Annotated in this window: 16 protein-coding genes; 8 read left to right on the forward strand and 8 right to left on the reverse strand. The window is 46.5% G+C overall.

The genetic code is table 11. The annotated features are described in order from the left end of the window. Genes moaC through modC form a run of 6 tightly spaced genes read left to right on the forward strand, consistent with a single transcriptional unit; the run spans position 1 to position 3,884 of the window. The gene (moaC, locus tag LHL18_RS04340) at positions 1-507 is read left to right on the forward strand and encodes a cyclic pyranopterin monophosphate synthase MoaC (protein WP_226765907.1); all 507 of its coding nucleotides are present in this window, start codon (positions 1-3) and stop codon (positions 505-507) included. Beyond that, positions 504-755 carry a MoaD/ThiS family protein gene (locus LHL18_RS04345; RefSeq protein WP_226765908.1) on the forward strand — a complete coding sequence of 84 codons (252 nt, stop codon included), beginning with the start codon at positions 504-506 and terminating at the stop codon, positions 753-755. The genes moaC and LHL18_RS04345 overlap by 4 nt, the downstream gene beginning before the upstream one ends. Before the next feature lie 29 nt (positions 756-784). Beyond that, complete coding sequence (gene moaE, locus LHL18_RS04350; protein ID WP_226765909.1) at positions 785-1,234, forward strand: molybdopterin synthase catalytic subunit MoaE; 450 nt, start codon at positions 785-787, stop codon at positions 1,232-1,234. Between the two features lie 3 nt (positions 1,235-1,237). Next, positions 1,238-2,032 carry a molybdate ABC transporter substrate-binding protein gene (modA, locus tag LHL18_RS04355; protein ID WP_226765910.1) on the forward strand — a complete coding sequence of 265 codons (795 nt, stop codon included), beginning with the start codon at positions 1,238-1,240 and terminating at the stop codon, positions 2,030-2,032. Further along, positions 2,032-2,733, forward strand: a complete 702-nt coding sequence (modB, locus tag LHL18_RS04360; RefSeq protein WP_226765911.1) for a molybdate ABC transporter permease subunit — start codon at positions 2,032-2,034, stop codon at positions 2,731-2,733. Before modA ends, modB begins: the two co-directional genes overlap by 1 nt. Beyond that, a complete protein-coding gene (gene modC / locus LHL18_RS04365; RefSeq protein WP_226765912.1) occupies positions 2,733-3,884 on the forward strand; it encodes a molybdenum ABC transporter ATP-binding protein in 1,152 nt (383 codons plus the stop codon). The genes modB and modC overlap by 1 nt, the downstream gene beginning before the upstream one ends. A gap of 223 nt (positions 3,885-4,107) precedes the next feature. Here the strand turns inward: modC and LHL18_RS04370 are convergent, their stop codons facing one another. From LHL18_RS04370 to narL, 6 genes are all read right to left on the reverse strand, one after another. Next, entirely contained in the window at positions 4,108-4,905 is a 798-nt protein-coding gene (locus LHL18_RS04370; protein WP_226765913.1) for a DUF2971 domain-containing protein, read from the reverse strand. A 126-nt stretch (positions 4,906-5,031) separates the two neighbouring features. Continuing rightward, positions 5,032-7,761 (reverse strand): restriction endonuclease, encoded by a 2,730-nt coding sequence (locus LHL18_RS04375; RefSeq protein ID WP_226765914.1) that lies wholly within the window; start codon positions 7,759-7,761, stop codon positions 5,032-5,034. A 386-nt stretch (positions 7,762-8,147) separates the two neighbouring features. Continuing rightward, positions 8,148-8,552, reverse strand: a complete 405-nt coding sequence (locus LHL18_RS04380) for a VOC family protein (protein ID WP_226765915.1) — start codon at positions 8,550-8,552, stop codon at positions 8,148-8,150. 42 nt (positions 8,553-8,594) lie between these two features. Next, positions 8,595-10,217 carry a thiamine pyrophosphate-binding protein gene (locus LHL18_RS04385; protein ID WP_226765916.1) on the reverse strand — a complete coding sequence of 541 codons (1,623 nt, stop codon included), beginning with the start codon at positions 10,215-10,217 and terminating at the stop codon, positions 8,595-8,597. A gap of 113 nt (positions 10,218-10,330) precedes the next feature. Further along, entirely contained in the window at positions 10,331-11,563 is a 1,233-nt protein-coding gene (gene moeA / locus LHL18_RS04390; protein WP_226765917.1) for a molybdopterin molybdotransferase MoeA, read from the reverse strand. Continuing rightward, complete coding sequence (narL, locus tag LHL18_RS04395; protein ID WP_226765918.1) at positions 11,563-12,216, reverse strand: two-component system response regulator NarL; 654 nt, start codon at positions 12,214-12,216, stop codon at positions 11,563-11,565. Before narL ends, moeA begins: the two co-directional genes overlap by 1 nt. A 324-nt stretch (positions 12,217-12,540) precedes the next feature. Here narL and LHL18_RS04400 point away from each other — a divergent pair, with 324 nt between their 5' ends. Continuing rightward, positions 12,541-14,157 carry an MFS transporter gene (locus LHL18_RS04400; protein WP_226765919.1) on the forward strand — a complete coding sequence of 539 codons (1,617 nt, stop codon included), beginning with the start codon at positions 12,541-12,543 and terminating at the stop codon, positions 14,155-14,157. A 91-nt stretch (positions 14,158-14,248) separates the two neighbouring features. Here LHL18_RS04400 and LHL18_RS04405 read toward each other — a convergent pair whose 3' ends face one another. After that, positions 14,249-14,551, reverse strand: a complete 303-nt coding sequence (locus tag LHL18_RS04405) for a DUF3135 domain-containing protein (RefSeq protein ID WP_226765920.1) — start codon at positions 14,549-14,551, stop codon at positions 14,249-14,251. Between the two features lie 80 nt (positions 14,552-14,631). Beyond that, on the reverse strand, positions 14,632-16,413 hold the full coding sequence (locus tag LHL18_RS04410) for an ATP-binding protein (RefSeq protein WP_226765921.1): 1,782 nt from the start codon (positions 16,411-16,413) through the stop codon (positions 14,632-14,634). A 328-nt stretch (positions 16,414-16,741) separates the two neighbouring features. Here LHL18_RS04410 and LHL18_RS04415 point away from each other — a divergent pair, with 328 nt between their 5' ends. Beyond that, the gene (locus LHL18_RS04415; RefSeq protein ID WP_226765922.1) at positions 16,742-20,458 is read left to right on the forward strand and encodes a nitrate reductase subunit alpha; all 3,717 of its coding nucleotides are present in this window, start codon (positions 16,742-16,744) and stop codon (positions 20,456-20,458) included. Positions 20,459-20,464 lie beyond the last annotated feature (6 nt).

A 20,464-nucleotide genomic window follows, 5' to 3' on the forward strand; every position in this document is an offset into this window, starting at 1 on the left:
ATGACAGCAGCAAACCGTGCTACACATTCTGATCTTACACATTTAGACGACAGTGGTGCCGCCACCATGGTGGATGTTGCTGATAAAGCCCATACCAGCCGTTTGGCACGCGCCAGTGCCTTGCTGCAAACTACGCCAGACGTCATCACATTAATTAAGCAGGCTCAGCTTAAAAAGGGCGATGTGCTGGCCACCGCCCGTATTGCCGGCATTATGGCAGCGAAGAAAACCAGCGAGCTAATCCCGCTGTGCCATAGCTTAATGCTGAGCAAAGTTACGGTAGAGTTCACTTTAAACGCTGAACAAGGCCTGGTTTGTATCGAAACCTGTTGCCGTGTAACCGGGCAAACCGGCGTTGAAATGGAAGCCTTGACCGCAGCTTCGGTTGCCGCACTGACCATTTACGATATGTGCAAAGCTGTCGACAAATCAATGTCGATCCTAAAGGTACAATTGCTAGAAAAGACCGGCGGTAAGTCCGGACATTATGTTGTGGAGGCCAAATGATTAAAATTCTGTTTTTCGCCGCGCTGCGCGAGCGGCTTGACTGCGAGCAATACCTGCTGAGCTGCGATGACAAAATATTGCAGGTTGCCGACATACTGCAGCAACTGCAAAGCCGCTGCCACAACTGGCAACTAGAGCTTAGCCGCAATGATTTGCTCTGCGCTGTTAATCAGCAATTGGTGCCGTTAACGGCCAGTGTACAGGACGGTGATGAGCTGGCATTTTTCCCGCCGGTAACGGGCGGTTAAGAGATAGTGGCTAACGGATGGAGAATGACATGAGCATCTTTGTTGCGGTGCAAAGCGACGACTTTTGCGTCGCCAGCGAATACGACGAGCTGCGCCAGCAGGCCAACTGCGGCGCTATTGTCACCTTTAGCGGCCTGGTACGTGAGCTTAGCAACAACATACTGCACAACATGACGCTGGAGCACTACCCCGGCATGACAGAACAAGCCCTTATTGCAATCGCAGAACAGGCAAAGCAACGCTGGCAGCTTGGCGCTGTGCGCATTGTTCACCGGGTAGGCACGCTTAAACCACAGCAACAAATTGTGTTTGTCGGAATTGCCAGTGCCCACCGCGCAGCGGCCTTTGCTGCCTGTGAGTTCATTATGGATTACCTGAAAAACCAAGCGCCATTCTGGAAAAAAGAGCATACCGCGCAAGGTGATTACTGGGTGGCAGCCAAGGTCAGCGACCAGCAAGCTCTGGCGCGCTGGGAGTAACTGATGCGCCATCTATTCTTTGCTGTTTGCTTGCTTTTCACCTTAAGCAGTTATGCCGGAGACAAGCTAACCATAGCAGCCGCTTCCGACCTGCGCTATGCCATGGCTGACATCGTTAGCCTGTTTCAACAGCAGAATCAGCTTGATGTCAGGGTAATTTATGGCGCCAGCGGCAAACTCAGCACTCAGATCCGCCATGGCGCGCCCTATGATATGTTTTTCTCCGCTGATATCAGCTTTGCCGGACAGCTATATCAGGACGGCCTCGCTGCCGCTGCGCCACAGCCTTATGCGCTGGGGCATTTAGTGCTGTGGAGCCCAAAACAGAATATGGCCGGCATTAAGCTAGAACAGCTGGCAGAACTGGATTTTGCCCGCCTCGCCATCGCCCAGCCAGCCCATGCGCCTTATGGCCAGCGCGCTAAACAAGCCTTGCAGGCTGCCGGTGTCTGGCAAAAGGTAGAGCCGAAAATCGTCTATGGTGAAAATATCGCCCAAACTGCGCAACTGGCGCAAAGTGGCGGCGCCGATATCGCCATTATTGCGCTGTCGCTGGCCCGCTTTCCTGAGCTGGCAGGCCAGGGCTACCAGCCTATTAATACTGAGCTGCACCAACCGCTGCTGCAGGCCTATGTCATTACCCGCCACGGCGCAGCTAACACGGCTGCGCGGCAGTTCAGCGCCTTTATGACAACACCACAAGCGCTAAGCATTATGCAGCACTATGGTTTTGAACAAGGGCGTTTTGAACAGCCGGGCTTTGAACAGCCGGGATTCGAAAAGCCGGAGGCGAACTGATGGCAGAACTATTCGCCACACTCAGCCCGCAAGACTGGCAAGCGATTAGGCTCACCCTAAAGCTATGCTTATACACCACCGTGATTTTATTGCTACTAGGCACACCGCTGGCCTGGTGGCTGTCACTTAGCGACAGCAAATTGCGCACGGCTATTCAGGCAATAGTGGCACTGCCATTGGTACTTCCGCCAACAGTACTGGGGTTTTATTTATTGCTGCTACTTGGCCCGCATGGCGCAGTCGGCAGCACTTTGGAGCAACTGGGCTTTAATCATCTGGCATTTAGCTTTAGTGGCATTTTAATCGGCTCCGTTGTGTATTCACTGCCCTTTACCGTACAACCGCTTATGGACAGCTTTCGCCGTATGGGGCCAAGACCGCTGGAAGTGGCGGCCACTTTAGGTGCCTGCAAGCTCGATCAGCTGTTTAGCGTGGTACTGCCATTGTGTCGTGGCGGCTTTATCATTGCTGCCACATTAACCTTTGCCCATACGCTGGGTGAATTTGGCGTGATACTGATGCTCGGTGGCAGTATTCCCGGCGAAACTCAGGTGCTGTCAGTACTGATCTACGATCACACCGAGGCGATGAATTACGCTCAGGCGCAGCAGCTATCGCTTGGGTTATTAGTCAGCGCTTTTGTTGTGCTGTTTATTGTCTATGGTTTAAACCGGCGCAATCAGCGCGAGGCGGTGCTGTGATGAGCCTGTTTCAAATCACAGCGCGCCAGGGCAAACACTGGCTGGCGGTCACCGAGCAGAATTGCCCACGCCAGACAACTACCGGTTTAACCCTAAAGTTAACTATGCAGCGGGGTGATTTTTGTCTGCAGATAGATAACTGCCTGCCGCTACGAGGTGTGACCGCGTTATTTGGCCGCTCAGGCTGTGGTAAAACTACACTACTGCGCGCTATAGCTGGCCTTGATCGCCATACCGGTGCTGAAGTGCAATGTGGCGCTACAATATGGCAGCAAGACGGCCGTTTTGTGCCAGTACATCAGCGCCGCATTGGTATGGTGTTTCAGGAAAGCAGCTTATTAGCGCACCTGACGGTTGAACAAAACCTGCTATATGGCTTTAAACGGCTGGCAAAACACGCTGCTATACAGCTTAAACCTGAGCAGGTTATCCAGATGCTGGAGCTGACTCCGTTATTGCAACAAGTGCCATCGCAATTATCCGGTGGCCAGCGTCAGCGCGTCGCACTCGGCCGGGCGTTACTTAGCCAACCACAGTTACTGTTGCTGGATGAACCGCTGGCTTCGCTGGATCAGCAAAGCCGCTGCGAGATTTTGCCGTTCTTACAAAGCATCGCCTGCCAGACCGGCATTCCTATGTTACTGGTAAGCCATCAACTGGATGACGTTGTTAAACTGGCCGATAATCTGGTACTCATGCAGGATGGTCGAATTCACAGCCAGGGCCCGCTGCAACAGCAATTACTACAACCACAACTAGCAGCTATCGGCGCTATGTCGATGCTAGATGCCAAAAGCCATGGGTGTAATAATCATCTGCTGAAGCTCAGTATTGGTCAGCAGCAGTTGCAACTCCCAGCACCGCAACATTGCGACAGCGCAAACTACTCCCCCACGTCATACCGTTTACGTATTCAGGCGCGCGATGTAGCGCTAAGCCTAACACCACTTAACGACAGCTCGGTCAGCAATCAGCTGCAGGTAAGTATCAGCGGCTTTAACAGTGCGCCGCACCCGGCAGAAACGCTGGTACAGCTAACACTGGAAGGACAGCCGCTGCAGGCACTGCTAACCAAACATTCAGTTGAAAGATTGGGATTACAGGTTGGTCAGCAGGTATATGCGCAGATTAAGGCAGTGGCGTTGGATTAAATGCGGAATTGGGATTTGAGGTTAAAGTGAGCGAGTCAGATTGACAGCCAGGAGTAAAACCTGCGACTAATACTTTGCTCACCGGAAAATCAGGAACTCAGCAAACAATTTTAGGTTAAAACAATATTTTATTATTAACAGATCTTTCTGCCAAATAAAGGTACAAAACTTTAGTAGAGCACAAAACCGTCAAAAGGAAGAATACTCTTCAAAATTTATTTCATCAATTCCTAACCACGATCTCCTCTTCATAAAAATTATGATTATGATAAACCATTTTTGACAGAGTCACATTCAGCGATTTCGCCATGTTATTGGCATGCCAGTAAGGAATTTTTTCATGATCACCCCGTTGGAATTTGGCGCCTAAAATAACTTTCTTTGGAATCAAAAATTCTGGCATATCAATTATTTTCCCCTTCCCTGATTTCAAAGGTTCTATTAATCTAAATTCATTTTCATACGCCCACTCAAACTGCTTTGTTGTTAGCACTCTGCGAACAATTTGATTAGGGCAGAAGATAAGCTCCTCTAAGGAAAAAGCTGGCAGTTCTGTTGTATAATTCACCTTAAATAAATCATTGGAGTTTTCAACAACTTCATATTCAACACAAAATCCAGTATGATTATCTCCATAATGAGCCCACATAAGAGGATTTGTGATTAAAGACGAAAAAAAGCAAACAACCGAGTTGTTATTAACAATGAGGTCTTCGATTAAATCTAGGAAAGAAAATAAGTTTCTCAATGTAGATCCAACATTCTTCCTTTCATCAATTCGCAAAACCTCTTTTAATGCCGCCCTAGCGATATGTGATACATATGAACTATCAGAATTAGAATACAAGAAATCAAACGATTCTTTTATTGCTTCAATTTTAAAATTTACCTCATCATTTATTATTTTAATCCTACAGTCATAAAGATCATTAAACATCGATGGAGATGATGCCCATAGCTTTCCACATCGGATAGTTTCAAATCTTTTCTCTATTGATTTTTCAAACCTATAAACTTTCAAAATCAATCCTTTATAGTGGTTAGCACTATCATCTATAATTCACAATAAAATGTTTTATAAAATAAATTTTCACACAATTTATCATTGTTATTTAGTTAAAATATAATCTATCCCTTAAATTGGGTTTTATTTCGGGCGGCCAGGTGGCGTAGGAATACTTGACAATTCCATGCCCTCTTTCACCCACGATGACCACTGTTTTAGTATTCCACCATTTCTTTTATTAGAACCTTCTGACCAGTTTAACTTATACTCGTCAGAAATTTTGGCAGCTATTTCTTTGGGGTTCATATCTGGATTTTCCTGAGCCAATTCTATACATCTTAATAAAGATTTCTCATTTTTTGCTGCCGCCCAAATTGCTTCCTTAACACCACCAGACTTCAATATTGACTCTGCATTCTGGTAAACAAGATCATTCTTAACAGTCACGAGTTCAAACCTCTTTAAAACCGAAAGTTCATTCCTTCCAACTTCTTGGACTACTACACCTGCATTAGTGATATCAATTAGTGCTGAATAAGTAGCATATGGAGAAACAGAAACAGAGAAAACTTTACCGCGTTGATTACCTCGGCGTACTAAACCGTCTCTATCTAATACCGGAGAACCAGTGTCTTGAACAATAAAGAAATTTCCAGCTCGCAACAAATACCCACTGTAAATCAAATAGTTTGTTAACCTGTTAGCGTAAATATTTCTAGTATTCTCACCAAATTTAGCTTTCGGCATACAATCACTAAATGTTTCGCGCACAGCATCTGCAGATATTGTCTTTCCTGAATGATTTTTAAAAATGGCTAATTTTAAAGCATGTTTACCCAACGTTTCGCGAAGAAGATTTAATATAGATACTTCATCATTTGCACCGAGCTTTTTACTGACCTTAAAAGAAGTACCATCCCGTTCTGCCAAGCCCAGCATAACGAGATCAGCACCGATATTCCATATCGTTCTTTCATTAAGGCCAACAAGAGATCCCAAATTTAAAGAGTCTGTGAACTCACTAACTTTAAGTCTTGTGCACAGATTAATCAAAGAAGAAGGATCTGATGTCGGTATGTAATTATAGGGAACTACTGGAACTCTCCCGGTCAAAAGATAATCTTTGAAAATATCCCAGTACACATTCAGCCGGTCACCACTTTTTATAACCAATCTTTTATGTACAAGATTATTTAAAACAGTTGTACCAGAGGTTTCGATAATTTCACTCCAATCAGCAGGAGCGTTCTGGGCAATAAGTTTCAAACACATTAGCTCTTGCTGAGAAAGATTATTCAAGTCTGCCTGAAACAGTCGCCCAACATCCAAATCTAACAGCAAAGAATCGGCTTTTTCTCCCTTCTTTATACCTTCATATAAATTAATGCATAACTTTTTCAGTAACCATGGATATCCTTGGCTAACCTCAGAAATTTGATGCCTTATTTCAGCCGATACCTTCTGATTAATTTCCTTCTCAAACTTTGTTATTGAACTTGAAATCTCTCCACTTTCAAAAACATCTAACCTATACTCCCGCCTGTGATCCGCTAATTCATGCCATAAATGATATGCTGGATGGTCTTGTTGAGTAGTACTATCTGTCTTCCATGCAAATCCTAACACTAAATTTTTTTGGCTACTTGTAACATCAAGCATCAAATCTTTAGCTGCATTAAATACACCAAATAGCTCTGGTTTTGAGTAAAGCTCTTCAAATTGATCAAAAACCAAACAAATCACTTGTTCTTTATGCTCCAATGAATCTAAATAAAATTGAATACTACTAGAATTCAAAGGGGAGCTTGGATCACTTAGGCTAAGCTCAATTTTATCACCAAAACCATTCCTTTGTGCCTCTCTCAAAGATGCAAGAAATGAAGCTAGGATATAAGAAGGTTCTCTCGCACCTCGTATATCGACGGCATAAACGAAGTACTTATTTTTATAACGTATATTTTTTGATCTATCTCTTAGCTTTGCTATTAAAGAACTCTTCCCAAGCCCCGAATTCCCAGTTATAGCAAAGATCCTTGTTCCCGAGTTCTCTTTTGCTGAACTTAAAAACTTCAATATTTCCTTCTGGGTAGCATCTCGTCCGACAAAATCTTTGGGTCTCGCGGGACGGTAATCATCCCAAGATTCACCAATCTGGACTTGAACAACAGATGGCAATCTAGAAGAAAAAGTGCCAACGATTATTTTCTCATTGGCAATACCAACTCTAAGATCATAATCTGCAACTGTCGTCTCTAAAGTAGCCAGATTTTGAATGGTATCTTCATCACGAATTTGCTTACCACTTGAAGCGCTATAAATCAAAACTCCATGAGGAGCTCCACCCTTGAGTGTATAGACACACCAGTACATTCCGAATTGAGATAATAGAAGTGTCCAGTCTCCAAGCTCTTCAGTATTGCCAATAAATTCTTCCGCAGCTAAATTTGGAGGCTCGCAAATAATTAAAGAGCTCTTCAGCGCTTCAATAATAACTGATGGGGAATAGAAGCTTAACCTTTCAGACTTTTCCTGGGGTTTCGCTCTCCAATTTTCAACAAATCCTTTAGCATCCTTAGTGAAGTCAGACGTAGTGATTATCCATCCTTCCGAATATTCCTCAATATCTACAGTACCCCAGAGTTGTCGCAAGACAGGTGCCGATATAGGTTCTTTTTGGGCTTTACATTCAACATAAATCTTTTTTCCATTTACTTTATGCTTACATAAAAGATCTAGTTCGGCACCAACCACTCGTATTTCTTCGATAACGTCATAGTTCTGCGACAGTAGCAGCTTTTTCGCTAATTTTTCTAGGAGATCCCCTTTAGCTTTATTACTACTACCTTTTTCACATGCAACTTCAATTTTCATTTTCTATCCTGTGAAGACAACTCACTTGACTAAGCAGCCCTAAGGTTCAGTTTTTTATTTTTTGATGTACCTTACCACTACAAAATAAATATGTGAGTTTACCTAAAATCAGCTATTACATTTACCGAAAAAACACACTGGGTCAAGCATTTAAATGACATGTGCGGTATGGCTGGATAACGCTACTTAGCAATGATGGTTAAGCAGAGTGGTGCTTAGCGATGTATTGAAGAGTAGTTAGTTTGCCGGCGGTAACATTAAAGCCGGCAGTTTCTGCTTATCGCGCTTTACGAACAGTATCAGTAAGCGCACATTGGTCTCGTTATTGATAAAACTGCTGCTGTAGTTTCCCAAAAAGATTACATACTCGCTCTGCGCATTATCCGCTAGTCCGCGATTTCGTCATAGCCTGCGCCAACAAACTGTACAAAACAGAAACCGTGGCCAAATGGGTCTGCCATCGGCGCCAGCTTGCCCCACTTTTGCGTCATGATTGATTTCTCCAGCCGGGCACCGGCGCTAATAGCCTGTTGAACACTGGCATCAATATCTTCTACCACAAAATCCAGATGAACCGGTGTCCAATGGCGATGGTAGTCGCGCAATTGTGGCGATGACTCGACCGCAGCAGTTCCGGCGGCTTTGGCAAGTAAATAAATAGGCGACGAACTGCCAAGCATTTCTACGCCAACAGTACCGAAACGACGGCCGACCTGCAGCCCCATGGCAGTGATGTAGAAATTGATTGCAGCATCTAAATCTTCGACATCAATATTTACGAGCATATTCATAACTTTTCTACCTTAATTACCTGGCACCTAATTAAAGTAGGCTTAACAGCGGCACCTGTCATTCTGACCTGCTGCTTTAAAGCCAGCAGCAAAATTATTTAACCTACTCGTGCGGCTCCCGGGCGGCAGCATTACTTCTATCAGGCTAAAACTTTCGCTATTATCAAGTGCCTGCTGCAGCACCTGTTCAAAATCATCCAAATTACTTACCTGCGTGCCGTTTCCGCCCATGCTACGCGCCAGCTCTGCATAATGCCAACTGGTTAAATTGGTGCAATTCAGCCCCGGCGCAAAGGCCTCTATCATGTCCCAGCGCTGGTTGTTAAACACAATAATCACCGGCGCAAAGCCATAGCGGGTAAAGTGACCCAGCTCAAGCCCGGTCATTAAAAACGCGCCGTCGCCAACCAACACGACAGGACGTAAGCCAGTTACCGCCTGCACGCCAAAAGCCGCCGGCACGGCATAGCCCATAGAGGCATAGAATGCCGGTGCCAGCATCAAGCTGGGATTGGCATGTAAGGATGCAAACAAGCAATCACCTATATCCGAGATAAGCGGCACTGTTTGTTTACCTGCAGCCAGCACTAGGTCCAATCGCTGCACAACACTGGTTGCATTGAGCGATTTATCGGGTGTTACATTTGATGCAGCAGGCAGGCTGCAGTGCGCATATCGCACAGTAGTGTGTTTTTGTAAGGCAGCCAGCAAAGGTTTTAGCGCTAGTTGATGATAAGTAGCGGGTCCTAACTTCAGCTGGTTTTGTTCGATACATACCACTTTGTGCGGTGGAAATAACTCACTGTGTGCGGCAAAATTACTGTCCGTTTTAATTACTCCTACCTGCAGAATTAAATCAGCGTCACGTAAAAGCTGCGTCGGGCGAATATCGGTTTTATCCAGAAAGATACCTGCATATAACGGATGCTGCTGATTAAAGCTGGCCCGGCCCATTAATGTACTGACAAAAGGAATGTTCAGTTTTTCTGCCAGCGCCTCAAGCTCTGCTACCGCATCAAAGCGGCGAACATCTACTCCGGCCAGTATGACCGGTTGCTTTGCCTGTGCTAAACGGGCTGCTAAATCTGTTGCTGCCAGTTCAAGTTCATCCTGAGAACTGGCCTCCTGCAATTCGGCGCTCCCAAGCGATGTCTGCATTTGCACCGCATCTCTGGGTATTTCAAGCAATACCGGCCGGCTTTGCTGTTTAGCCGTTAATAAGGCCGCATGAATATCGGCGCCTGCGCTTTGGGCATTATCCAGCCGGAACTGGGCCGCGGTGATCTCGCGGTAAATGTCTCGTTGTGAGTCAACCGTTTTGGCTTGATGATGAATTTGTAAACCACGATCGATTTCGGTTTGGCTGGGAAAACCGGCAATAACCACCAAAGGTACATGCTCTACATAGGCCTGCGCCACCGCATTGACAGCATTTAGCGCACCAGCGCCGTAAGTTAAGATCACCACTGCCGGATTGTTACTTATCCGGGCAGCCGCATCTGCGGCAAATACCACTGAGGGCTCATGGCTTAAATAATATAGTGGCAGCATATTACGTTGCTGCAGCTGTTCAAATAGCGGCAATACAAAATCGCCGGGGATACCAAACAGCTGTTTAACACCAAATAGGTCCAGCTCGTGCAATAAGGCATCGACTAATAACATACACTGCTCCCGTTAAACTTAACGTTTAGCAGTGTGCTGATCGAGGGGGTTAACGATGTTGATGCAGATCAAAACTGCGCCGGTTTACACCAGCGCAAAGGTGGTAGTTCGAACTAACAAACCAAATTTGAAAATGGCAATATTGTTACTCTCTCACCAGCTGCAACGCTTACAGCATCACGCTCAAGCACGATGTAACAATTAGCATTGGCAACAGAGCTGAGCATACCCGAGCTTTGAGCACCCAGGGTTTTAACCTTCAAACCATATTCATCCTGCCAGTACCAACCTCGTTGATAATCTGCACGTCCGGCTTGCTTTTTCAACGGCACAGTACACTCGGCAATGAACTTTATAGGTCGCTCAGTTAGCGTTTCACCGCTTAGCTGGCGTAATACCGGCTGTACAAGTTGCTCCAGTGTTACCACCGCGGCGACCGGGTTACCCGGTAAACCAAAAAACCAGCAGTTTTCAAGCTTACCAAAAGCAAAAGGTTTACCTGGCTTTATTGCCACCTGCCAAAAGTTTATCTGGCCAAGCTTTTGTAGAATTTGCCTGGTGTAATCGGCATCTCCCACCGATACTCCGGCACTGGTGATCAATACATCAGCCTGTTGCATCGCTTGTAGAAAAGCCTGTTCAATAACATCAGGATCATCCGGTAATAACCCTAAATCAATCACCTCAATGCCTAAGCGCTGTAACATAGCTGAGATGACATAGCGATTGCTGTCATAAATATGACCTGCCGCTAACGGCTTGCCAGGCGGCACTAACTCGTCACCACTGGAAAACACGGCCACTTTCAGCTTTCGCCACACCGTAACTGTCGCAATGCCTAAAGATGCCAGCAAGCCAATATCTACCGGACGCAGTTTGTGTCCGGCGGCAAAAACCTGCGCTCCCAGCGCAATATCTTCACCGGCACGTCGCACATGTTCACCGGTATCAGGTTGCAACTTGCACAATATCTGCTGCTGACCATTGTGCTGTGTTACTGTAACTTGCTCCTGCATCACCACCGTATCCAGGTCAGCCGGTAAAACGGCCCCTGTGGTAATACGCACACAACCGCCAACTGGCACTGCATCGCTATAGGCATGGCCGGCCAGCGCGGCGCCGACAACGGTTAGCGCCTGTTGTGGTTTAACCTCTGCTGCACGCAGCGCATAACCATCCATAGCGGCATTATCATATCCGGGCACGTTAATATGCGAGATAACAGCTTGTGCCAGCACACAGTCCAAAGCATCATTTAGCCGTATGTCTACGCATTGTGACAACGGCTGCACCTCGTCAAGCATCTGAGCGATCGCTTGCTCAACTGCCAGCATTCCTGCAGCCATCAAACCTTACCCCCTTGCTGGTTCACCATCCAAACAGCAGCTTCAACCCGTGAGCGTAAACCTAGCTTTTTCAATAAATGTTTCACATGTACTTTGACGGTACCGTCAGAAATATTCAGCTCGCGCGCGATCAACTTGTTACTCAATCCTTTGGCAATAAAACTTAAAATTTCATGCTCACGATTGGTCAGGCTATTTAATTCAGCAGGGGTTTTTACTGTCGGGCGACGCAACGCTGTTGCCAGTACCTGTGTCACCGCTTCGCTAAGTACCATTTTGCCAGACAAGGCGCGCTTAATGTGTTCCAGTAGTATTTCAGGATCACTGTCTTTTAACAGGTAACCATCTGCACCATTACTAATCGCATTAACCACATCTTCATCGGCATCCGAAACCGTGAGCATTACAATACGCGACGTCACCCCCTCATCACGGAGCTTTTTTAGCGTTGCGATACCGTCCATACCCTGCATATTCAGATCCAGTATAATCAGATCCGGATCCAACTCTGTTGCCAGAGGTATGGCCTCAGCACCACTGCTCGCTTCAGCTATTACTTCCAGATCATCTTCCAGAGCCAGTAACTGTTTCAATCCTTTACGCAGCAATGGATGATCATCTATCAGCATGACACTGGATTTTTGCTCTGACATATCGGGCTCCCAAACTATTATTCCGAAGAAGTACTGCTATTAGCATATAACAAGGCCGTGTCGTTTTTGATATAAATCAGTTAATTGCCAAATTACTTAGTCACAATAGGCCGCAATGTTCAAACATTACCCTGCCACAACATAACTATAACATCATGATATTAAATGATTATTTTTTATTGTATTCAGATAAATACTCCTTTGGGGGTAACCCCAACTATCCACAGGACGCGAACTAGCTAACACCGAAGATACATTGTTAGCTAATTGATTGCCCTGCATAGTTTCCACAGTACCAACTATGGTCTCTATCAGGAGTACGCTATGTCAGATCTCAAACATTGGCGACCAGAAGACGATACCTTCTGGTTGCAATGCGGCAAAAAAATCGCCAATCGTAATCTATGGATATCCATTCCAAGCTTATTATGCGGCTTCGGAGTTTGGATGCTTTGGAGCATTGTCACTGTACAAATGCTTAACGTCGGTTATCCGTTCAGCACAGCTGAGTTGTTTACGCTAACCGCCATCGCAGGTTTAACCGGGGCTACGCTGCGTATTCCCTCCAGCTTTTTCGTTCGCTTATGCGGTGGCCGTTATACATTGTTTTTAACCACTAGCTTATTAATGATACCTGCTGTTGGCACAGGTTTGGCGCTGCAAAGTATTGACACACCACTTTGGGTGTTCCAGTTAATGGCACTGCTATCCGGTATCGGCGGGGGTAACTTTGCCTCATCCATGTCTAACATCAGTTTCTTTTTTCCGAAAAAACAACAAGGTTTGGCTTTGGGGTTAAATGCTGGCCTCGGTAATTTTGGTGTCACCACGGTACAAATACTTGTGCCTATTTTTATGTCATATGGTGTTTTTACACTATTCGGCGGCGGCGACCCTATGGTTCTGACGAAAGCCAGCGGTACCGTTACTGGCACTATTCCAGCCGGTACGGATACCTGGATCCAAAACGCCGGGTTTTCCTGGTTGATCTCACTGATACCGCTGGCATTATTGCTTTGGTTTGGAACTAACAATATTCATACCGAAGAAGTTACACCTAAATTACCTTCTGCAATAAAATCATTCAGTATCATCCTGGCCATGCTTGGCATAGGTTTTATTACCTCAGTTGTCGGTTTATGGCTCATTTTACCCGAATCAGCTAATGGCTCTGGTTTTGGTATTCCCAAAGAAATTGTGCTGCTGGCAGTATTATTTGCCACTGTATTTCTGTTGAAATTGCTGCCAGGCGCCATTCGTACCAGCCTGGATCGCCAGTATCAGATTTTTAATAACAAACACACCTGGGTGATGAGTGTGTTGTATGTAATGACCTTCGGCTCTTTTATCGGTTTTGCCGCCGCCTTTCCATTATCAATAAAAGTGATCTTCGGCTACAGCCATACCATGGTTGACGGTTTAATGACTCATACCACACCTAATCCGAATGGCCCAAGTGCCCTGACCTATGCCTGGATAGCGCCTTTTATCGGTGCGTTAATCCGCCCCGTCGGCGGCTGGATTGCTGATAAGCTCGGTGGCGCTTTTGTCACGCAGTTATGCTCCGTCGTCATGGTTTTGTGCGCTCTGGGTGCCGGTTATTACATGCAACTGGCCTATCAGAGTGCAACGCCTGAGCAATATTTTGTACCGTTTTTCCTGATTTTCTTAGGGCTGTTTGCTGCCAGCGGCATTGGTAATGGTTCCACTTTCCGCACAATTGCAGTGGTTTTCCCGAAAGAACAGGCAGGCCCGGTGTTAGGCTGGACATCAGCTGTTGCAGCCTACGGTGCATTCTACATTCCGCAGGTGCTGGGTGAACAAATAAAAGCGGCAACACCTGAATATGCGATGGTAGGCTTCGCCATATTTTATGCGTTATGTTTGTTGATTAACTGGTTTTTCTACCTGCGTAAGAACGGTGAGTTTTATAATCCATAAAACAGAAAAATCAAGGCGCGGATATCGCGCCTTGATTGTTTTTATCTCACTGTAACAGTGATAAATCTATATGTCTCTTTGCGACACTACCTTATGATTTCGCTAGTTTATCTATGGTGTCGCAGCTTGCTTGAAGCTGCAGTACGCACTGTTTCAACCGATCGACATTCCGTGCTAACTGTTGTTGTATAAACAGTTGTTTTTCTTCTGGTGAAGCTATCAAATTCAGTCGCTGCTCAACGGTAAACTGATACTGTAAAAACGCCAACTTATTGCCGGTATTATCTTGTTTAGCAATAAGCAGCTGCCGTAACTGCTCTACTTTTTCCGGTTCTTGCTGACATAATCGCACCAGCGCTTCAAAGTCATCGAAATACTCTTCAACAGCAAGCATAAATATTCAGCCCAAATGTAGTCAAATACCGTCCGAGCCTGCGTTATTGCAGATCTGATTACCATACCCATAAAGAGGTATCAGGCACTATGCTTCTGACGCAGATAGTCGGGCATAAAGCGAAAATATACGCCTGTCCCGCCTTCGGCCCTGGCGATAATCTGGATATTTCCATCTAAGTGTTTACTGCGTTCTTGCATGATTGCTAAACCGTAATGATTCAGTTTTTCTGCCGCCTGAGGTATACCAACACCATTATCTTCTACCGCTAAATGTACGCCCTGCTCATCTTGCTGCAGACTGATCATGATTTCAGATCCCTGGCTATGGTGAACGGCGTTTTGCGAGGCCTCGCGGATAATTTGCAGTAAATGAATTTCTTCATGCGGTGCTAAAGGTATATCTGTCAATTGGTAATTCAACAAAATTTGCATACCCGATTGCTCGCTCAACTGTTTTACTGTTGTTTGCAGCGCACTAAGCAAGCCGGTACCGTCAACTTTTAAACGAAAAGTTGTCAGCAATTCCCGTAACTGACGATAGGCAGCATCAAGCCCTCGCTTCAACTCACCTGACACGTCATCAATTGTTCCTTTATCATCTTTTTGTATCGCTTTATTTAGCCGGGTAACTTGTATTTTCAGATAAGAAAGCGCCTGCGCCAGCGAGTCATGTAATTCACGGGCAATCACTGTTCGCTCCTGCATCAACGCAAGACGACGCATTTGATATTCTTCTGACTTTAAACTTAATGCCAGCGCCAGCTGATCTGCCACAGAAGACAATAATTCAGATTGCCATGCATTGACTTTCTCGTCTGGCCTTAGCCGTACCACCAATACGCCATACTTTTTTCTGTCACGTTGCAACAGAAAGTTGAATTGCTGTGAGATGCAATCACTACGAATTTCAGTGGTTAAACATTCAGCACAATTTTGTTCAACACAAGGGTCATTATCTGATGAAGGAACCAACTGCATATAGGGTTTAGAGCCTTCCTCTGTAAACAAACATAACTCGATATCGTCCAGTTTAACCACAGTTTTCAGCTCAGAGACTATCTCGTGAAAATCGGTATATTCAGGCACATGCTCACTGATACGCCGTGCAGTATTGTAAAGAAATCGCAGGGTTGTGTTTTTATGCTGTAACGCTTCGGTTTGCTGCTCTACTCTCTGCTCCAAATTGCCATACATGTAAGATATGGAATCATTCATTTTATTAAAACTATGGGCCAACGTACCCAACTCGTCTTGATTTTCTACACTGAGCCTATGGGTAAAATCCCCCATCGCGACCCGCTTTGCTCCTTGGGTCAGAGCTTCCAGCGGCTGTTGCACCATTACTTTTAACCAGTAGATCACTATTGCCGACAGTATTACCGTCGTCAGCAATGCAGCCAGTTGCAGGGTACGAAAACTGCGCACTTTTTGCTCAGCATCGTGCTGAATATAGGCTACCAGTTGCTCCAGTTGCAGAATTTGCTGATTCAATGCCAACTCTATTTGCTCAGGTGACGCAGAGCCGTCGGTAATTTGCCTCTGCAAGCTATTCCAGTGTTTCTTTGCAGTATCAAATTGTGACACTACAACGTCATTGTGCATAAACCGCTTAAACACAGGATGTTGCCAGCTTTGCTCAAACTGGGCTTTTGCAGCCGTTAATTTTTCTTCGTCCCCATGTTGGGCCAACCAAGCTAAGCGGTAACTTTGCATCCGTAATGAACCTGCAACATTTACTGCATATGCATCATTATCTGTTTTATCCGATAGCCAGTACGATGCCAGCATAGTGCCAATAGCTAAGGTAACGATGCAGGCCAGTGCAATATTAATCCGGGTAACAATAGAAAATTGTCGCATACGCTCTCCGCTTATCTACATCTAAAGCATAACCCTTTACGTCAGTGCCTGCCGCATAAAAAAACAGCAGCACAATTGAGCTACCCCCTTTTTTCTATTGCTGTAAGCCAAGCTTACTCTTCATCAAGTCAGGAGGTAGAAGATGCCGTATTGTCGGCCATTTCGTCGCTACCCACACTACCCATTAATAGGTATTTCTGTTTTTTATCAGCAATTTAGCGCTCTGGTTAGCATGATCTAAATCAAGCATCATCGTCCTGTTGTTTCTATAGTGTGCATATCAGAAAAGCAATATCTCTGTTCACGCAAGACAGACCAGGAGTAAATCATGAGTCATCTGCTCGACAAACTGCGGTTTTTTAACACGCGCAAAGCCCCGTTCGCCGACGGTCACGGCGTAACCACCAACGAAGACAGAACCTGGGAGCAAGGTTATCGTCAACGCTGGCAGCACGACAAAATAGTGCGCTCAACTCATGGCGTAAACTGCACCGGCTCGTGCAGTTGGAAAATTTATGTTAAAGATGGTCTGGTAACCTGGGAAACCCAACAAACTGATTATCCGCGCACCCGCCCAGACTTACCGAACCACGAGCCGCGTGGCTGCCCGCGTGGTGCCAGTTATTCCTGGTACATCTACAGCGCCAACCGCTTGAAGTACCCTAAAGTTCGCCAACAACTGATGAAACTATGGCGTGAAGCCAAAGCTGAGCATAGAGATCCAGTAAAAGCCTGGGAGTCTATTGTCACTAACCCGGAAAAGGCGAAAAGCTATAAAGAGCGTCGCGGTTTGGGTGGCTTTGTCAGAGCCAGTTGGGAGGAAGTGAACGAGCTGATTGCTGCATCAAACGTTTACACTACCAAAACCTATGGCCCGGATCGGGTAACCGGCTTCTCGCCAATTCCGGCGATGTCGATGGTGTCTTACGCTGCCGGCGCGCGCTACTTATCCTTAATTGGCGGCAACTGTTTAAGCTTCTATGACTGGTATTGCGACTTACCGCCAGCCTCACCGCAAGTGTGGGGTGAGCAAACCGACGTACCGGAATCGGCAGACTGGTATAACTCTAACTACATTATTGTTTGGGGCTCAAACGTACCGCAAACCCGCACGCCCGACGCACACTTTTTAACCGAAGTACGTTACAAAGGCACTAAAACCTGTGTTATCACCTCGGATTACTCAGAAGCGTCTAAATTTGGCGACACCTGGCTGGCCCCACGCCAAGGTACAGATGCCGCACTGGCGATGGCATTTGGCCACGTTATCTTAAAAGAATTCCATGTTGATAACCCAAGCGCGTATTTTACCGACTATGTAAAACGCACCACTGACATGCCAATGCTGGTCATGCTGGAACAGCAAAACGGCAAACTTACTCAGGGTCGCTTCCTGCGCGCCGCCGATCTGGTTAATAACCTGGGTGAAGATAACAACCCGGACTGGAAAACCATTGCCATCAACAGCGACGGCCGTTTAACCAGCCCGAACGGCGCCATTGGTTACCGCTGGGGCCAGGCAGGCAAGTGGAACCTGGAGCAAAAAGACAAAGACGGCGACATCGATCTGCAGCTGACACTAAAAGACAGCTACGATGAGCTGGCTGATGTGGCCTTCCCATACTTTGGTGGCGCGCCACACGAGTACAAGTACTTTCAGCACACCGCACATGACGAAGTACAGATGCGCAAGATCCCAGCAAAAAAAGTCGAACTTGCCGACGGCAGCACCGCACTGGTTGCTACCGTGTTTGACCTCATGCTGGCGCATTATGGTGTAGATAACGGTATCAATGACTCCAACCGCGCCAAATCGTACGATGACAATGTGCCATATACACCAGGCTGGCAACAGCCGATTACCGGCGTTAACCCGGAAGATGTGATTCGTGTTGCCCGTGAGTTTGCCCGCAATGCCGATAAAACCCGCGGCCGCTCTATGGTAATTGTCGGCGCAGCATTAAACCACTGGTATCACATGGACATGAACTACCGTGGTTTGATCAATATGCTGATGATGTGTGGCTGTATTGGTCAGAGCGGCGGTGGCTGGGCGCATTACGTTGGTCAGGAAAAACTGCGACCACAAACCGGTTGGACGCCGCTGGCGTTTGCGCTTGACTGGCAGCGGCCGCCGCGTCATATGAACGGTACCTCTTTCTTCTACAACCATTCCAGCCAATGGCGTTATGAAAAACTGGACATGGCCGAGGTAGTCTCACCACTGGCCAATAAAGAAAAATGGTCAGGCAGTATTATCGACTTTAACAGCCGGGCGGAACGGATGGGCTGGTTGCCTTCTGCACCACAGTTAGGCACGAACCCGCTCAAGCTGGCGGCACAAGCCAAAACAGCAGGCCTTGACGTTAAAGACTATGTGCTGCAGCAGTTAAAAGATCGAAACATAAAGTTTGCCTGCGAGCAGCCGGAAGATCCGAAAAACTTCCCACGCAATATGTTTGTCTGGCGATCTAATCTGCTCGGCTCAAGCGGTAAAGGTCATGAATACATGCTGCGCCACTTCCTTGGCACTAAGCATGGCTTATTGGGCAAAGATCTGGGTGAGTTTGGCGGTAAAAAACCTGAAGATGTTGAATGGACAGATAAGCCGGCTGAGGGCAAAGTCGACCTGTGGGTGACATTAGATTTTCGTATGTCCACCACCTGCTTGTACTCAGATATCGTATTACCTACCGCAACCTGGTATGAAAAAGACGATATGAATACCTCGGATATGCATCCGTTTATTCACCCGTTAACTGCCGCAATCGACCCGGTCTGGGAAGCCCGCAGCGACTGGGAAATTTTTAAAGGTATCGCCAAAGCGTTCTCGAAAGCTGCCGTTGGTCATCTGGGCGTGGAAACCGATGTTGTCACTATCCCCATGCATCATGACACTCCTGCTGAGTTAGCTCAGCCTTATGGTGTTAAAGCCTGGTGGAAAGGTGAATGCGACGCCATTCCTGGCGTTACAATGCCACACATCAATATTGTTGAGCGCGATTACCCTAATACTTATGCCCGCTTTACATCAATTGGCCCGTTACTGGAGAAAATTGGTAACGGCGGTAAAGGCATCAGTTGGGACACTAAAGAGGAAGTTAACTTCCTGAAAAAGCTCAACCGTGTACATACCGCCGAAGGTGCCAACAAAGGCATGGCAAAAATTGACAGCGCCATTGATGCTGCCGAGATGATTTTATCCTTAGCGCCAGAAACTAATGGTCATGTTGCGGTAAAAGCCTGGGATGCTTTGGGCAAAATAACCGGTCGAGATCATACCCATCTGGCACGGCCAAAAGAAGAAGAAAAGATCCGCTTTAACGATATTGTAGCGCAGCCACGCAAGATCATCAGTTCACCAACCTGGTCAGGGCTGGAAGATGAACATGTGTCCTACAACGCTGGCTACACCAACGTTCACGAGCTGATCCCATGGCGCACCATTACCGGCCGTCAGCAGTTCTATCAGGACCATGAGTGGATGCGCGATTTTGGTGAACAGCAATGTAGCTACAAACCGCCAATCAACCTGAAAACTGTACAGCCTGTGCTGAACAAGAAGCCTAATGGTAACAAAGAGGTCGTACTGAACTGGATCACACCGCACCAGAAATGGGGTATCCACAGTACTTACTCAGACAACCTGTTGATGCTGACGTTGTCACGCGGTGGCCCGATTGTCTGGCTTAGTGAAACCGACGCTGCCGCTGCTGGCATTGAAGATAATGACTGGATTGAAATCTTCAACGTCAACGGTGCTATCGCCGCACGGGCCGTGGTATCGCAACGGGTACCCGAAGGCATGAGCATGATGTATCACGCACAGGAACGTATTGTGAACGTACCCGGCAGCGAACTCACCGGCACCCGTGGTGGTATTCATAACTCGGTAACCCGCGCCGTAATGAAGCCAACCCACATGATAGGTGGTTACGCTCAGCAGGCCTATGGCTTTAACTACTACGGTACCGTCGGCTGCAACCGTGACGAATTCGTCGTGGTGCGCAAGATGAGCAAAGTCGACTGGCTGGATACTAAATAAGGTTGG

The organism is Rheinheimera aquimaris, from assembly GCF_020531985.1.
Lineage (GTDB): Bacteria > Pseudomonadota > Gammaproteobacteria > Enterobacterales > Alteromonadaceae > Alishewanella > Alishewanella aquimaris.